This is a genomic window from Kiloniella antarctica (assembly GCF_042682825.1).
Lineage (GTDB): Bacteria > Pseudomonadota > Alphaproteobacteria > Kiloniellales > Kiloniellaceae > Kiloniella > Kiloniella antarctica.
In genome coordinates, this window is the sequence record NZ_JBHUII010000003.1 from 105,561 (window position 1) to 121,345 (window position 15,785).

Annotated in this window: 11 protein-coding genes; 7 read left to right on the forward strand and 4 right to left on the reverse strand. The window is 44.7% G+C overall.

Translation table 11 applies throughout. The annotated features are described in order from the left end of the window. The first annotated feature begins 250 nt into the window (after positions 1-250). Together ACFSKO_RS06545 and xsc are read left to right on the forward strand one after the other, a co-directional pair. Entirely contained in the window at positions 251-1,633 is a 1,383-nt protein-coding gene (locus ACFSKO_RS06545; RefSeq protein WP_380249691.1) for an aminotransferase family protein, read from the forward strand. 471 nt (positions 1,634-2,104) lie between these two features. Then, positions 2,105-3,880 (forward strand): sulfoacetaldehyde acetyltransferase, encoded by a 1,776-nt coding sequence (gene xsc / locus ACFSKO_RS06550; protein ID WP_380249693.1) that lies wholly within the window; start codon positions 2,105-2,107, stop codon positions 3,878-3,880. A gap of 93 nt (positions 3,881-3,973) precedes the next feature. On the opposite strand, the gene ACFSKO_RS06555 is transcribed toward xsc, so the two are convergent. Further along, positions 3,974-4,627 (reverse strand): glutathione S-transferase family protein, encoded by a 654-nt coding sequence (locus tag ACFSKO_RS06555; RefSeq protein WP_380249695.1) that lies wholly within the window; start codon positions 4,625-4,627, stop codon positions 3,974-3,976. Positions 4,628-5,022: 395 nt separating this feature from the next. Here ACFSKO_RS06555 and zigA point away from each other — a divergent pair, with 395 nt between their 5' ends. Both zigA and ACFSKO_RS06565 read left to right on the forward strand, forming a co-directional pair. Next, on the forward strand, positions 5,023-6,234 hold the full coding sequence (zigA, locus tag ACFSKO_RS06560) for a zinc metallochaperone GTPase ZigA (protein ID WP_380249697.1): 1,212 nt from the start codon (positions 5,023-5,025) through the stop codon (positions 6,232-6,234). Continuing rightward, positions 6,234-6,845, forward strand: coding sequence for a DUF1826 domain-containing protein (locus tag ACFSKO_RS06565; protein ID WP_380249699.1), 612 nt, complete (start codon positions 6,234-6,236; stop codon positions 6,843-6,845). Before zigA ends, ACFSKO_RS06565 begins: the two co-directional genes overlap by 1 nt. Before the next feature lie 92 nt (positions 6,846-6,937). Here ACFSKO_RS06565 and ACFSKO_RS06570 read toward each other — a convergent pair whose 3' ends face one another. Continuing rightward, a complete protein-coding gene (locus ACFSKO_RS06570; protein ID WP_380249701.1) occupies positions 6,938-8,536 on the reverse strand; it encodes a sigma 54-interacting transcriptional regulator in 1,599 nt (532 codons plus the stop codon). A 235-nt stretch (positions 8,537-8,771) separates the two neighbouring features. On the opposite strand from ACFSKO_RS06570, the gene ACFSKO_RS06575 reads away from it, so the two are divergent. The 3 genes from ACFSKO_RS06575 (at position 8,772) to ACFSKO_RS06585 (ending at position 13,914) form a co-directional block, all read left to right on the forward strand. Then, a complete protein-coding gene (locus ACFSKO_RS06575) occupies positions 8,772-10,004 on the forward strand; it encodes a methionine gamma-lyase (protein WP_380249703.1) in 1,233 nt (410 codons plus the stop codon). A gap of 87 nt (positions 10,005-10,091) precedes the next feature. Further along, a complete protein-coding gene (locus ACFSKO_RS06580) occupies positions 10,092-12,479 on the forward strand; it encodes a transketolase (protein ID WP_380249705.1) in 2,388 nt (795 codons plus the stop codon). 49 nt (positions 12,480-12,528) lie between these two features. Next, positions 12,529-13,914, forward strand: coding sequence for a tetratricopeptide repeat protein (locus ACFSKO_RS06585; RefSeq protein ID WP_380249707.1), 1,386 nt, complete (start codon positions 12,529-12,531; stop codon positions 13,912-13,914). 26 nt (positions 13,915-13,940) lie between these two features. Here the strand turns inward: ACFSKO_RS06585 and eda are convergent, their stop codons facing one another. Then, complete coding sequence (gene eda, locus ACFSKO_RS06590; protein ID WP_380249709.1) at positions 13,941-14,585, reverse strand: bifunctional 4-hydroxy-2-oxoglutarate aldolase/2-dehydro-3-deoxy-phosphogluconate aldolase; 645 nt, start codon at positions 14,583-14,585, stop codon at positions 13,941-13,943. A gap of 52 nt (positions 14,586-14,637) precedes the next feature. Then, positions 14,638-15,582 carry a sugar kinase gene (locus ACFSKO_RS06595; protein ID WP_380249710.1) on the reverse strand — a complete coding sequence of 315 codons (945 nt, stop codon included), beginning with the start codon at positions 15,580-15,582 and terminating at the stop codon, positions 14,638-14,640. Positions 15,583-15,785: the final 203 nt, after the last annotated feature.

A 15,785-nucleotide genomic window follows, 5' to 3' on the forward strand; every position in this document is an offset into this window, starting at 1 on the left:
GTTTTTTGTTGATGCTATGTATCATATTGAAATTATTTAAATTTTTGTGAACAAGAATAATGATCTTTTGAGTTTTAAAATCTAAAGTGGGTTTATCAATTTGATCAAACTGGAACTATCCGATTTTTAAAAACTTGTGTGAAACTTCGAATAGTAACCATCAATAAATATTCAGGTTTTACAAAGTCTTTTTGTGTTTACGCCATTTGGCGTTGAGACTGTCTGGAACCTGTTGTGTTGGAAGTGAATCATGACATTAACAGAACATACAAACGACTTTAGTGAAGTCATCGAAAATGATCGCGCCCATGTATGGCACCATATAAGTCAACACAAGCGATATGAAACCGTGGATCCTATGGTGATTATCGAAGGTAAGGGGATGAATGTATGGGATGCCAAGGGCAAGAAGTACCTTGATGCGGTGTCTGGTGGCGTCTGGACGGTTAATGTGGGCTATGGACGTGAGACGATTGCTGACGCGGTTCGTGAGCAGCTTGTAAAATTGAATTACTTTGCTAATTCAGCCGGATCTATTCCGGGCGCGAATTTTGCCAAGAGCCTGATTGATAAAATGCCGGGAATGAGCCGGGTGTATTATTCAAACTCCGGATCGGAAGCGAATGAAAAGGCATACAAGATTGTCCGTCAAATCGCTCACAATAAATACGGGGGTAAGAAACACAAAATTTTGTACCGTGATCGTGATTATCACGGCACAACCATCACGGCTTTAAGTTCTACTGGGCAGTTACAACGCAAAGCCCAATATGGGCCCTTTACTCCGGGTTTTGTGGAGGTTCCACATTGTTGTGAGTACCGTTCCCAGTATGGTGAATGTGATGACTATGGCATAAAAGCAGCACTTGCCATTGAAGAAGTCATTCTTTGTGAAGGACCGGATACGGTTGGAGCCATTGTTCTTGAGCCAATAACGGCAGGTGGAGGTGTGATTACACCTCCAGAAGGATATTGGGAAAAGGTTCAGGAAATATGCAAAAAATACGACATTTTACTTCATATTGATGAAGTCGTTTGTGGACTTGGGCGTACGGGGAAGTGGTTTGGTTATCAACATTATGGGATCAAACCAGACATAGTGACAATGGCGAAGGGGGTTGCGTCTGGATATGCGGCGATTTCCTGTACAGTAACAACTGAAGAGGTCTTCAATCATTTCAAGAACGATCCTTCTGATTCCATGAGTTATTTTCGTGATATTTCAACGTTTGGCGGTTGTACGGCGGGGCCTGCTGCGGCGCTGGAAAATATGCGAATTATTGAGGAAGAAAACCTTCTCGAAAATGTGACGCGAATGGGGGCCTATCTTATTGATCGGCTTTATGAGCTCAAAGATAAGCACCAAATCGTTGGTGATGTTCGAGGTAAAGGGTTGTTTTGCGGCGTGGAACTTGTTGTGGATAGAGACACGAAAGAGCCTGTTCATGAAAGCATTACCCAAGCTATTGTTGCGGATTGTATGTCCCAAGGCGTAATTATCGGAGCCACGAACAGAAGCTTCACAGAGTTCAATAATACTTTATGTCTGAGTCCGGCATTGATTTGTTCGAAAGTAGAGCTGGATGAAATTGTTGCGGCTATTGATAATGCTTTGACAAAAATTTGCTCGTAAGCTTTTACAAGAAAGAAGGTTCACCAAAGAGCTTTATCAAAAAGGATTTTAAAAAAAGCTTCAGCGATATTTTCCTTGTGACTAACGGGTCTGATCTTAAAGGGTCGGGCCCGTTTTTCTTCCTACCAGATATGGTAAACTTTTCTGCTATTGGGAATTTCGAATATTTAAAAATACAAAAAAAATATCGTAAAGCACGCATGGTACAGGGATGAAAATCTGGCCTCATTGATCAATTTTTCTGGACCTATGAACTCGCGCGATTTGTTGCTTTTCTAACTTCAGGACGGGCATTCGCTTTGACTGGTTCTCAAGCTTGTTAATTGGAGAGATTGGTCAGGGCTTTAGAAGCAAAAGCCGGACAAAAAAGTAACTGGATCTGTACCCAGAATTTATTTGGGCATTTAAGAATTTTCTCTGCTGTCATTCTTTACGTGCAGGGGATAATTTTTGAAATAAGGAATAATTAAAATGAAAATGACGACAGAAGAAGCCTTTGTAAAAGTTCTGCAAATGCATGGTATTGAACATGGATTTGGGATTATCGGCTCTGCTTTTATGCCTATTTCAGACTTGTTCCCAAAAGCGGGTATTAAGTTTTGGGATGTTGCTCACGAAACCAACGGCGGGATGATTTGTGATGGCTATACGCGCACCACAGGCAAAATTGCCATGTGCATTGCTCAAAATGGGCCGGGCATCACAGGCTTTGTTACGCCAGTAAAAACCGCTTACTGGAATCATACACCAATGCTTTTAGTCACTCCCCAAGCTGCAAACAAAACAATTGGGCAGGGTGGTTTCCAGGAAGTTGAACAGATGGCCCTGTTTAAGGATATGGTTTGTTATCAGGAAGAGGTTCGTGATCCATCTCGGATGGCTGAAGTCCTTAACCGAGTTATTCAAAAAGCTATTCGTGGATCGGCTCCAGCGCAAATTAACGTACCACGCGATATGTGGACACAGGTAATTGATATTGAGATTCCGCAACGGGTAAATATTGAATTGCCGTCTGGTGGAGCCAATGCTATTTCAAAAGCAGCGGAGCTTTTGTCTTCTGCAACGTTCCCGGTTATTCTATCTGGTGCAGGTGTTGTTATCGGTGGTGCTATTCCAGATTGTCAGGCTTTGGCTGAGCGTCTGGATGCCCCTGTTGCCAGCGGTTATCAACACAATGATAGCTTTCCGGGAAGCCATCCTCTTGCCGCAGGTCCGTTGGGATATAATGGCTCCAAAGCTGCGATGGAATTGATTGCAAAGGCCGATGTTGTTTTGGCTCTTGGCACAAGGCTTAATCCGTTTTCGACATTACCGGGGTATGGCATTGATTATTGGCCAAAAGAAGCAAGTATTATTCAGGTGGATATTAATGCGGATCGAATTGGCTTAACGAAAAAAGTTACTGTTGGTATTTGTGGTGATGCAAAGCAGGTTGCGCAGCAAATTCTCTCTCAGCTTAGTTCGACGGCTGGTGATAATGGACGTGAAGAGCGGAAAGCACTTATCCATCATACCAAATCGTCCTGGTTACAAACTCTGAGTAGTATGGATCATGAAGATGATGATCCCGGAACGACATGGAATGCTGATTCCCGGAGCCGTGATGCCGATAGAATGTCTCCGCGTATGGCGTGGCGCGCGATACAGGAAGGTTTGCCCCAGGATGCAATTATCTCCAGTGATATTGGTAACAACTGTGCCATTGGTAATGCTTATCCAACGTTCGAACAGGGGCGTAAATATCTAGCTCCTGGTTTATTTGGTCCTTGTGGGTACGGGTTCCCGTCTATTATTGGTGCAAAAATTGGGTGTCCTGATGTTCCAGTTGTTGGCTTTGCTGGGGATGGGGCTTTTGGTATCAGTATGAATGAAATGACTTCTGTTGGTCGTGAAGAGTGGCCTGCTATCACAATGGTCATTTTCCGTAATTACCAATGGGGCGCAGAGAAGCGCAATACGACACTTTGGTATGACAATAATTTTGTTGGTACAGAGCTGGACCCGCATTTGAGTTATGCGAAAGTTGCTGAGGGTTGTGGCCTTAAAGGTGTAACTGTTAATACTCAGGCAGAATTAACAGTGACTTTAAGAGAAGCAACTGCAGCGCAGAAAGATGGCGTTACTACCTTTATTGAGGTCATTTTAAATCAGGAGTTGGGAGAGCCTTTCCGCCGAGATGCAATGACCAAACCTGTTGAAGTTGCGGGTATCGATCCTGCTGATATGCAGTTGCAAAAAGGTATTTAGGGCAACTTCTTAATATCAAAATTCTTTAGTATAGTAAAAAGGCTGCCCATACGAGGCAGCCTTTTTACTATTTTAGATAGATGATTAGAGCTGTTAATTGATCTCAGCTTGCTTAATGATCCACGTTTCTTTTAACGCATCCTGATACCAGGCTTGCATCTCGGGTAGGTTCAGTATGGTGCGGCTGTATTCTTCGCAAATGTCACCTAGGTCAATGCCATAGGTTTTAAAACGGCTCACAACGGGGGCGTACATGGCATCGGCAATGGTGAAGTGTCCAAAAAGAAAAGGACCCTTGCTTGCATTCTCTAAGCGACAGGTCTGCCATAGATTTTTAATGCGGTCCACATTGGCTTGTACATCTACGGGGATTTTCAGGGGAATTTTCTTGCGCATATTCATATGTAAAGTGCCACGCATGGGGAAGAACCCTGAATGCATCTCACAACAAATCGAACGCAGCTTGGCACGATCAGACGGGTTTTGCGGTAAAAGTCGGGCTTCAGGGTATTTTTCAGCAATATACTCCAGTATAGCGAGGCTGTCGCTTACTGTGAGTTCGCCGTCCATTAAGACAGGCACGGTACCAACGGGTGAGTATGTTAATAGTTTTGTTTTTGTGTTGGGCTCAAATAAGGGGATGATTTCCTCATCAAAATCCAAACCAGCAACTTTCATGGCAAGCCATGGACGCAAAGACCAAGAAGAATAATTTTTATTGCCAATTATGAGGCGCATCTTTTCCATTGAGCAGTTCCGTAATTTAAGGTGAAAAATACATTTAGGTCGAAGGGAGAACGTAAGAAGAGTGATCAATAGAGATGAGGATGGGAGAATAAATGTCAACAGCCTCTTAAAAATAGTGATACTTTGACTTCTTACGAAAAATGTTAATTCTAAAATTATGTCAACGGTTCTTTACAATAAATCATGTTTTGAAGGATTAGAAAATTATACTTGATTAATAATTTTATCTTATTATGTTATGTTATAACATTTCGTTAAAGAAATTTGAAGCCTTAAAACAGATTTATTTAACTTTTTTAGACTTGTTTTCAGCCTTCACTGCCATACCGAATAACAATGTCATGCTCGGGTGCATCAGTACTGAGCGTTAATCTCAATCTTTGGGTTATACTTCTATGATCAAAAAATTACCTGTTACCGTATTGTCCGGTTTTCTTGGGGCCGGGAAGACGACACTTCTAAACCATGTACTCAACAATCGTGATGGTCTCAAGGTAGCGGTCATTGTCAATGATATGAGTGAGGTGAATATTGACGCTGACCTCGTTCGAGATGGAGGTGCTGGACTTAGTCATACAGAAGAAAAGTTGGTTGAGATGACCAACGGGTGCATCTGTTGTACGCTACGTGATGATCTCCTCATTGAGGTTGCCCGTCTGGCGGAGGAGAAACGCTTCGATTATTTACTTATCGAATCTACAGGTATTTCTGAGCCTTTACCCGTGGCAGCAACTTTTGAGTTCCGTGACGAGGAGGGGAAGAGCCTCGCAGACGTCGCGCGACTTGATACGATGGTAACTGTCGTAGACACGGTAAACCTTGTTAATGACTATAGTAGCCATGACTTTTTGAAAGACCGAGGTGAAACTATGGGGGATGGAGATGAACGAACCCTTGTGGATCTACTCGTCGATCAGATTGAGTTCTCAGATGTTATTGTTCTTAACAAGGTCAGTGATGCAGGTTTGGCTAAACTTGTCGAAGCCCGAAAGATCATCACATCCTTAAATTCGGACGCTCAAATCATAGAGGTGGACTTTGGTCAGGTTCCACATGACAAAATTTTTGATACCGGACTCTTCAACTTCGAAACAGCACATCAGCACCCCTTATGGGCGAAAGAACTTTATGGGTTTGCTGATCACATTCCAGAAACCGAAGAATATGGTGTTTCTTCATTCGTGTACCGGGCGCGCCGTCCATTTCATCCGCAATTGATTCACGACTTTCTTAACAGTTCTTTGAATGGAGTAATCCGAGCAAAAGGACATTTATGGATAGCCACCCGGCCTGATTGGCTTGCCGAATTTTCTCTTGCTGGAACTTTGTACAGCCTAGAGCCGATGGGTAAGTGGTGGGCTACAGTTCCGAAAGAGCTATGGCCAGATCAACCCCAAGCTATCGCTTGCCTTGAACGTCATTGGGCAGAACCTTTCGGGGATCGACGGCAGGAATTGGTATTTATTGGTTCTGATATGGATAAGGCTGCCATTACGTCTAGTTTGAATGCGGCGTTAGTTGAGGGCGAGGAAAAGTTTGTCCCCACGGATTGGAAAAGCCTTCCAGACCCTTTCCCAAGCTGGAATCCTATTCGGGAGGTGGCATAATGGTGGGCATCTCGAATAAATTGCAAATTACCAGTTCTGTTGTAGAGGGGAGTGAACCGGAAATTCTTAATGAAATTCTGTCGCCTGACTGTGCGGTAGCGATCTGGCAACGGCGGCCTAGTACATGGTTCCAGAACTGGATTGATGTACTGCCACCACAAAATCTCCCGAACATGCGTGTTATTTTGTCACCGGAGACAGTCAAAGGTACGCTTAAAATCTCATTTGACAGTATCGGTATGCCCGGGGGAGTTGGACGACGTATGCTTGAAGGCGATATTGCGGCGTTAGCAACGATGTTTGCACGGGTAATGGAGGTAGATATGGTTCAGATCCGGCTGGATGTTGTGACCGGTAATGCCTGTCGGAAATTCCATCTCGACAATGTTAAGGCGCGAATGCTTTGTACATACCGTGGTCGGGGTACTCAGTTTGGTGTATTCCAGCCAGACAACGATCCAAATCCTATAGAAGAATTGCCTGTTGGATACGTTGGGTTTTTTCGTGGTAGAATGTGGACAAAAGCAGATTATCCTTACATCGTTCACAGGTCACCACCAATTGATGGGACCGGAGAAACACGCTTGCTTTTGGTGATTGATACAGCGTAGCAGGAATGATCACTAGTTGTACCAATCGCGACGTTAGACAAGAAGAACTCGGACGATGGTTGTTGTTGAGAAATTTATTGAAGATTTAGCCCTTATTCTGAAGGTTTTATCTTATACTTCCTAAGTTTATCGGCAATGGTTGTGTGTGAAACATTAAGGATGTGTGCGAGTTTACGACTGCTAGGGTAATGAGGGTAGAGTTCAGAGAAGAGCTTTTTCTCAAAGTTTTCGAGAGCCTCTTTATAACTATGAGGAGGCGCTGTGTTTGGATTGGTTGGTGTTGAGATTTTTTCTGAAGTCAGATAGTTATTTTTTGCCGCTCCTATAGTCTCTTTTTCCTGATCGTGTAGCTCAAGATCTCTGGGGTGCAAGATGTTATCATCACAAAGAGAGACGGCACGAAACAAAAGATTTTCCATTTGCCGTATATTTCCCGGCCAAGCGTAGCTATTGAGGAGTTCAAGAAGTTCAGGAGAAATTTTTGGAGCCTGGCATCTAATTTGCTGTGCAGCGCGAGCAATAAAATGTTTGGCCAATAAGGGAATGTCTTCAATCCTGTGACGCAGCGGTGGTATGTTAATCGAAAGAACGTTAAGGCGATAAAAAAGATCTTCGCGAAATTTTTTGGTGGTTACCATCTTTTCGAGATCTCTGTTTGTTGCACTGATAGTTCGAACATCGACTTTGATTTCTTTGGTGCCACCAACGCGGCGAAAAGTTCCATCTTGGAAAAAGCGAAGGAGCTTTGCCTGTAGATAAGGGGAGAGTTCTCCTATTTCATCGAGGAAAACAGTTCCTGTATCCGCAAGCTCGAGTAATCCGGGCTTACCGCCTTTGGCTGCAGAAGTGAAGGCGCCTGATGCATAACCGAAGAGTTCACTTTCGGCTAGGTTTTCGGGTAATGCTGCGCAGTTAAGGGCAAGGAATGAATGTTTGTTTCTGTTGCTTGCTTCGTGTGCAGCGCGCGCGAACAGCTCTTTACCTGTTCCTGTTTCTCCAAGGATAAGGAGAGGTGCGTCAACTTTTGATAATCGAAGTGCTTTGGCCTTGATGTGTTTCATCACATCGGTGTCGCCCAGAATAGCGCTAAAGCCCCTGGTGGCTTGGCGAGTGTCTAGAGCACTAAAGGCACGTCCAATCCTTGCTGGGCGTTGAAAAATCAAAACACTTCCGGATATTTCTGTATCGTTTTTGTCGCGCGAAGTAATGGGTTCAGCGTGAAGCAGGAATGTCTCAGCACCGAGGGCCATCTCTGTTTCGGGAATTTGAAAGGCCGCCTGTTGCAATAACTCGGTTATGGGAGAGTTCAGTAATTTGTCTAAGGGAAAGCAACGGAGTTTGGCTTCACTCTTTTGCAGGATTTCTTGTGCGGCTTCGTTGGTTTGCGTAATAAATCCTTGGGTATCAATGGCAATTACGGGGTCAGGTAAGCTGGAGAGGACGGCATGAAGTTGAAGGCGTCGCCTCTCAGTGGGGAGTAAATCAATAGCGGAAACATCATGAATGCCAGAAACTTTTTTCACAGCATCAGCCAGGGCTTTTAAGCCCGGCTTTTTCAACGCTGGAATATCCATATATATGTAGTGTGTCGTGACTTCCAGGTTACGAATATCCAGACCAGACTTTACCAGAACGGTTAATACTTCTTGAGTAATGCCTAATCGATTGTCGCCTGTGAGTTGTACTCGCATTGTAAAATAATCCTTACGTAAGAATATATTTACACCATGTTATTCTACTGAAATCAATAGAAAATAAGGGTACGCGTTTACGTGAGTTTATTTTTGTAAATAAAATCTTACACATATTTTGTCTTAGTTATTCTAAGTAATTGAAATTATTGTGAAATTTAATTGGCACAACTGTTGCTATTGTGAAGGTGAAACATAACATATAACAAAGTTCTTATTCTGGGAGAATAATTAAATGTCTGATGTCACAGGTAAAAAAGGCTTTGCAACGCGCGCTATTCACCATGGTTATAATCCGTTGGATCACCAAGGGGCCTTAAATCCACCTGTTTATATGTCGTCAACATTTGCTTTTGATTCCGCGGCTCAAGGTGGACGTCGTTTTCAAGAAGAAGAAGGTGGGTATATCTATAGCCGGATTTCTAACCCAACACTTGGATTACTCGAAGAGCGGATGGCAATTCTAGAAGGTGGCGAAGCAGCGTTGGTCACCTCATCTGGTATGGGCGCGATAACCTCCGTTTTCTGGACATTGGTTAATCCCGGTGACGAGATCATTGTTGATCGAACACTCTATGGCTGCACGTTCACTTTCTTTAATCATGGCCTTGAACGTTTTGGTGTGAAAATCCGGCATGTTGATCTAACCGATCCTGCTAAATTGGCAGAAGTTATTAGTGATAAGACCCGTATCGTATATTTTGAAACTCCTGCAAATCCAAATATGCGTGTGGTGGATATCGCAGCTATTTCAGAAGTAGCACACAGTAAAGGCGCCACGGTTGTTGTTGATAACACCTATTGCAGTCCTTATCTGCAACGCCCTTTGGAACTTGGTGCTGATCTCGTCGTGCATTCTGCGACCAAATATCTTGGCGGACATGGTGATTTAATGGCGGGTGTTGTTGTTGGCTCAGCAGAACTCATGCACGATATTCGCCTTATTGGTTTAAAGGACATGACGGGGGCCGTGCTTTCAGCACAAGATGCAAACCTCATTTTACGTGGTTTAAAGACCTTGAACTTACGTATGGATCGCCATTGTAAATCAGGTTTAGCAGTCGCACGTTACCTTGAAAGTCACAGTTTGGTTAGCAAAGTATACTACCCGGGTCTTAAGAGTTTTGAGTACTACGATGTTGCTAAAAAGCAAATGTCAGATTTTGGCGGCATGATTGCGTTGGAACTCAAGGGCGGTCTGGATATGGGGCGTAACTTTATCGACGCCTGTCAGATGATTGTCCGTGCTGTTAGCCTTGGTGATGCAGAAACACTCATTCAGCATCCAGCAACAATGACACACTCAACCTACACCGAAGAAGAGCGTGCGAAATACGATATCACCGATAGTTTGGTGCGTCTTTCCGTTGGTCTGGAAGAGGAAGAAGATATTCTTTCTGATCTGGAACAGGCTTTGGGTATCGCAGGTAGTGGAAGCAATATTAGAGTGATGTCTAAAAGCGCGTAATTAAAAATACCTGCCCTCAAGAATATAAAATTTTTTGAGGGCAGGGCAATAAATCAAAATTAAAGCGGTTTTTACGGGGACGAGTTCATGCAAGCAAAGTTAGCGGAAAATGTAAGGTACGATAATGCGTGGGATGGTGAAAACGAGCATACGCGTGCGTTGTTGGAAATTGAAGACAAAGTGCGCTGGCTTGCGACCTGGACAATCCACCATGCGAACCACCTTCGTGAAAGTCGAGACGGTCTGAAAGTCGGGGGGCATCAGGCGAGTTGTGCCTCTATTACGACCATCATGACGGCACTTTACATGCACGAACTCCGCGCTCAAGACCGGGTTGCGGTAAAACCTCACGCAAGTCCTGTCCTGCATGCTATTCAATACCTTTTGGGAAATCAAACAAAGGAAAAGCTTGCTGGTTTTCGGGCCTTTGGGGGCGCGCAATCCTATCCGTCGCGCACTAAAGATGGCTCAATGATAGATTTCTCAACGGGCTCTGTTGGGTTGGGTGCTGCGGTAACCAATTTTGCTGCACTCACTCAGGATTATTTGCGCCATAAAGATATTATTTCAAGTGAAGAAGATCCTGGACGCATGATTGCCTTGGTGGGGGATGCCGAACTGGATGAAGGTAATATCTATGAGGCTTTACTTGATACTTGGAAACATGACATTCGGAATGTTTGGTGGATTATTGACTATAATCGTCAAAGTTTAGACGGACCGGTCAATGAAGATCTTTTCAGAATTATCGGGCGGTTTTTCAGGGCAGTTGGTTGGAATGTTATAACTGTAAAGTACGGGAAGCTACAGCGTGCTGCTTTTGCAAAGCCCGGCGGATCATCTTTGCGTCGCTGGATTAATTCTTGTCCAAACGATATCTATTCCGCTTTGACCTTTCAGGGAGCGGCTGCTTGGCGCAAGAAGATAAGAGAAGATCAACCGGATAATGCGGCACTTCTTGAGCTGATTGAAAACTATGGGGACGATGATCTTCAAAAGCTGATGACCAATCTTGGTGGTCACTGTATGGAAACACTGATCGAAGCCTTTGCATCTGTACCTGATGACAAGCCAACGACTTTTGTTTGTTACACTGTAAAGGGATACGGTCTGCCGCTCCAAGGGCACAAGGATAATCACGCTGGTCTTATGAACTCGCAACAGTTTGCAGAGTTCCAGAAGAGTTGTGACGTTCCAGAAGGTGATGAGTGGTCGCATTTTGCTGGCCTAAAAGGTGATCTGGAAGAAATTAAGCAGATTATTGAGGATGCTTCTCTTGTCAGTGATGGGGCAGGACACAAACATGCCCGCAAAGTAGTACTGCCAGAAGAACTGCCTTTCACCGAGACGGATAAGGCATCAACTCAGGAAACCTTTGGGCGCATTTTAAATGATTTGGCGAAAGCGGGTGGTGATCTTGCCGACAGGATCGTTACCACATCACCTGATGTAACTGTTTCGACCAATCTAGGCGGTTGGGTTAATCATCAAGGATTGTTTGGCCGCGAACGTAAAGATGATGCTTTTCGGGCCAATAAGGTTCCTTCCATGCAAAAGTGGGATCGACACCCAAAAGGTCAGCATGTTGAGCTTGGCATTGCTGAAAACAATCTGTTTTTGAATTTGGCGGCTCTTGGACTTGCGGGTTCTCTCTTTGGTGAGCGGTTATTGCCAATTGGTACCTTGTATGATCCTTTTATTTCCCGTGGTTTGGATGCCCTGAATTATGCTTGCTATCAGGATGCCCGGTTTATGCTGGTGGCGACACCGTCGGGAATAACACTTGCGCCAGAAGGTGGTGCACATCAATCGATATCGACGCCTCTAATCGGTATGGGGCAACCCGGCTTGACCTCATTTGAACCAGCTTTTGCAGATGAAGTTCCTGTTATTATGGGTTGGAGCTTTGCGCATATGCAAGATGAAGACGAGGGCGGTTCGGTGTATCTGCGCTTGTCTACGCGTCAACTCGACCAGCCAAATCGGACATTGGATGATAAAACCAAAGACGATATTGTAAGGGGAGGTTACTGGCTCGTTCCTCCTGCTTCTGGAACAAGTAAAATAATTGTGTTTAGCGGGGCTATTGCACCAGAGGCTTTAAAAGCTTTTGATGATCTGAAGGCAAAAATACCTGATATTGGACTTTTGTCCGTGACATCGACTGACCGACTTTATAATGAATGGCAAGACCTGGAGCGAGCGCGGTTGATTGGCTCTGATGGGGGGAAAACGGCTCACATTGAAGATCTTCTAAAGCCTTTGGCATCGGATGCTCGAATTGTGACGGTCATTGACGGTCACCCTGCGGCCTTGGCTTGGGTCGGTGGAGTACGAGGCCATGCTGTTGCGCCGCTTGGGATAAACTCTTTTGGTCAGTGCGGGGACTTGATTGATCTCTTTGATCATTATCGCATTAGTGATCATTGGATTTCTAAAGCAGCGGAACGTTTTGATCGCAAAATATTAGACTGAACAACGTATAATTTTATTGGTGTAAAATAGTGTATCTAGAGAGTAAAATATGGCCTTAAAAGATTGTAGAGGCGTATCCGTTTCCTACGATAACCGCAGCGCTATCGAAGCCATGGAACAGGCTCATATCTGCACCATGGATTTCACTGGTGATCCTATCGGAATGATCAATAAAGTTCTAAAAGAGCACCCTGATTTTGTTATGGGACATTGCTTCAAAGCGGCTTGGTTGACCCAAACACTGGAGACGCGGATCTATGATCGGATGGTTTCTGCATTAGGAGCAGCAGAGGCTCTCTGGAGTAAGGCCAATGAGCGTGAACGAGGTCATATTCGAGCCGTGCGTGCTTGGATTGATGGTGATTTCTTTGGCGCTGTTCAACAGTGGGAAAAAATCCTGACAAGAAACCCATTTGACCTTTTTGCTCTTCAACTTATCCATCTTACAGATGTTCTTCTTGGGGACATTGCTGGACAACGCGATTGTGTTGCGCGCGTGTTTGCTTTGTGGGCTGAAGATACTCCCGGGTATGAATTCGTGCTTGGTTTTTATTCATTCGGGCTGGAAGAGAATGCAGATTACCTCCAGGCAGAAGAACTGGGGCGGATGTCTTTGGCAATTAGACCGGACAACCCCTATGCCGTTCATGCTGTTTCTCATGTGATGGAGATGCAAGGACGTCAGGCTGGTGGCATTAATTTTATGAGAGATAGAGCTGGGAGTTGGTCTAAAAGCCATTTTGCCAATCATCTCTGGTGGCACTTGTCTCTTTTCCATTTGGATGTCGGCCAGGTGGATCGCGTTTTTGATATTTACGATAACAGTCTGAGAACGCCTCACCAAACAGCTGATAAATACGAAGAACTGGATGCTGCGGCTTTACTTTGGCGTTTAAAACTTCTTGGCATTGATGTCGGGGATCGATGGAGTTCTCTTGCTGATAAGTGGGAGCCAAGTGCAGCTGACACGCTCTATGCATTTAACGATGTCCATGCCATGATGAGCTTTGTATCAGATGGACGTGCCGACGCGGCCAAGACATTGCTCAGCGCCAACGAACGCCATATTCATCATGCGACAGATGCAAATACCGCAATGAGCAGGGAAATCGGGCTCCCTTTCTGTCTGGCATTGCAGGATTTTGAAAACGAAGAATACAGTTCCTGTGTCGATCGATTGTTGGCAGTACGTTATCGGACCCATCGTCTGGGGGGGAGCCATGCCCAGCGAGATATTATTGGCTGGACACTTTTGGAAGCTGCTTTACGGGCCAAAAGGTTCAACGTCGCTCTCGCGTTGGCAAATGAACGCTGTGCTTTGAAAAAGACGTCGGTGCAAAATTGGCAGTATGTTGCCAGAGCGCATAAGGGGCTTGGTCAGCTGGATAAAGCGGAAAAGGCCGAAGCCAGAGCCTTATCCTTGATGACAGGCTGATTTACGGAGTTGTATTGGGGCAGCTGTTAACTTACGGCTGCCAAACTCTCACGAACAATTTTGCTAATTGCGGTCCATTTTTTTTCAGCGACGAGATTTTTAGGAGCAAGCCAGCTGCCGCCAACGCAAATTACATTGGGTTGATTTAGGTAATCGTTGACGTTGGAGGTGGATACACCTCCTGTGGGGCAAAAACGAACATCTGCAATGGGGCTGGCCAAAGATTTTAGCATTTCGATCCCGCCAGAGGCTCCGGCTGGAAAGAGTTTTTGGACCTTAAAACCAAGCGCGCGGAGTTCCAGTACTTCTGATGGCGTTGCTGCGGCTGGAACATATGGCACATTTGCTTCAACGGCGGCTTGAGCAAGAGTTTTAGTCGTTCCCGGGCTGAGAGCGTAGCGCGCGCCTGCATCTTTTATTTGCTTAAATTGCTCTGGTTCGAGCAGTGTCCCGGCACCAAGAGCAAGTTCTGGAAGAGCCTTGGCGATTTTCTCTAATGCTCCGAGAGCTGCCGCACTTCGAAGCGTGACTTCAACAGAGTTACATCCCCCCGCAAGAAGGGCTTCGGCAAGGGGCACTGCATCTTCAACGTTTTCAATAACAAGTACCGGCAAGATAACTGCTTGTTCGAGCGTATTGTTGAGGTATTTTTGATTTTGCTCTTGAGACATAATTTGAGTTTCTGCTTTGGAGTTAAAGTGGCGCCCGTTAAGGGGGAGCTATTTAAAGAGTAATAGAAGTAACTGGGACAATCGCCCCGATTTTTCCAATGACTTGACTGGCCAACTGTCTGCCAATGTCGGTGGCTGCTGTGACGGGTTTATTCATAAGCCTCGCGTAAATGTAACCCGCGTTGAAACTGTCGCCTGCCGAGGTTGTATCTTTAACCTCCTTTGCAGGAGAAACAGAGATTTCTTGAGACACCCCATAAGAATAAACAGTAATGCTATCGGAGCCATTTTTGAGAACAATTTCTTCTGCCCCATAACTGAGTATCCGATCGATCGCCTGGCTTGGGGTCGTGACATCAAATAAAAGTTTTTCGTCATCATAGGAAGGGAGAGCGAGGTCACACACGTCATAAGCTTGATTGATCACTTCTTGTGCGATTTTGGTGCTATCCCAAAGACGCGGACGATAGTTTATGTCAAAGGCAACCTTCCCGCCTTTTGCGCGAAATTTTTTGCAAAGCTCAAAAAGTTGATGGCGGCCTTCCGGATAAAGAACCGCCAAGGTTATACCAGAAAAATATAACCAATCCTGTTTCAAAAGAGAGGACTTTAATTGTTCTGCCCCTTCCGTTTGGAATAATTTTCGCACAGGTGCTTCTGAGCGCCAATAAAGGAAGCTACGCTCTCCTTGATCATCCGTTTGAATGGCATAAAGACCTGGAACGGCTTTGGGAACCTGTTCAATTAAATCCGTTTTAACGCCCGCTTTACTAAAAGTGGTGATCATATGGTTGCTAACATCGTCATCACCCAATGCAGTAATGTAATTAACAGTTATATTCTGATCGATATTCATTTTACTACACTGGGCAAGGTAGTAAGCGGTGTTGTAAGTATCACCACCGTACCGCTTTTTATAGAGATCAAGCTCGGCTGCATATCCCTCAGCACGTGAAAGCTCTATCATGCATTCGCCGATAATTCCTATAGAGATCACGTGATCTAATCCTTATCTGTTTTAGGCAAGCAGAAGTAATGTCGTAACAAGTCAATAATTCTATCCAGAACAGATCTCATGAGCCAGTATAATATTTATTATTATGTACTTATGTACTTTATGGTGGACATAAGTGATGTTCAAAAACGTTTCTTCTAGGGTTATGGTACTCCTTCTTATCATTGGTTCGTAATTACCAGGTT

Excerpts from the sequence above, each read along its gene's own strand:
- ACFSKO_RS06565 (WP_380249699.1), top strand. The coding sequence starts at position 6,234 with ATGGTGGGCATCTCGAATAAATTGCAAATTACCAGTTCTGTTGTAGAG.
- eda (WP_380249709.1), bottom strand. The coding sequence starts at position 14,585 with ATGTCTCAAGAGCAAAATCAAAAATACCTCAACAATACGCTCGAACAA.
- ACFSKO_RS06570 (WP_380249701.1), bottom strand. The coding sequence starts at position 8,536 with ATGCGAGTACAACTCACAGGCGACAATCGATTAGGCATTACTCAAGAA.
- zigA (WP_380249697.1), top strand. The coding sequence starts at position 5,023 with ATGATCAAAAAATTACCTGTTACCGTATTGTCCGGTTTTCTTGGGGCC.
- ACFSKO_RS06555 (WP_380249695.1), bottom strand. The coding sequence starts at position 4,627 with ATGGAAAAGATGCGCCTCATAATTGGCAATAAAAATTATTCTTCTTGG.
- ACFSKO_RS06545 (WP_380249691.1), top strand. The coding sequence starts at position 251 with ATGACATTAACAGAACATACAAACGACTTTAGTGAAGTCATCGAAAAT.
- ACFSKO_RS06575 (WP_380249703.1), top strand. The coding sequence starts at position 8,772 with ATGTCTGATGTCACAGGTAAAAAAGGCTTTGCAACGCGCGCTATTCAC.
- xsc (WP_380249693.1), top strand. The coding sequence starts at position 2,105 with ATGAAAATGACGACAGAAGAAGCCTTTGTAAAAGTTCTGCAAATGCAT.
- ACFSKO_RS06580 (WP_380249705.1), top strand. The coding sequence starts at position 10,092 with ATGCAAGCAAAGTTAGCGGAAAATGTAAGGTACGATAATGCGTGGGAT.
- ACFSKO_RS06585 (WP_380249707.1), top strand. The coding sequence starts at position 12,529 with ATGGCCTTAAAAGATTGTAGAGGCGTATCCGTTTCCTACGATAACCGC.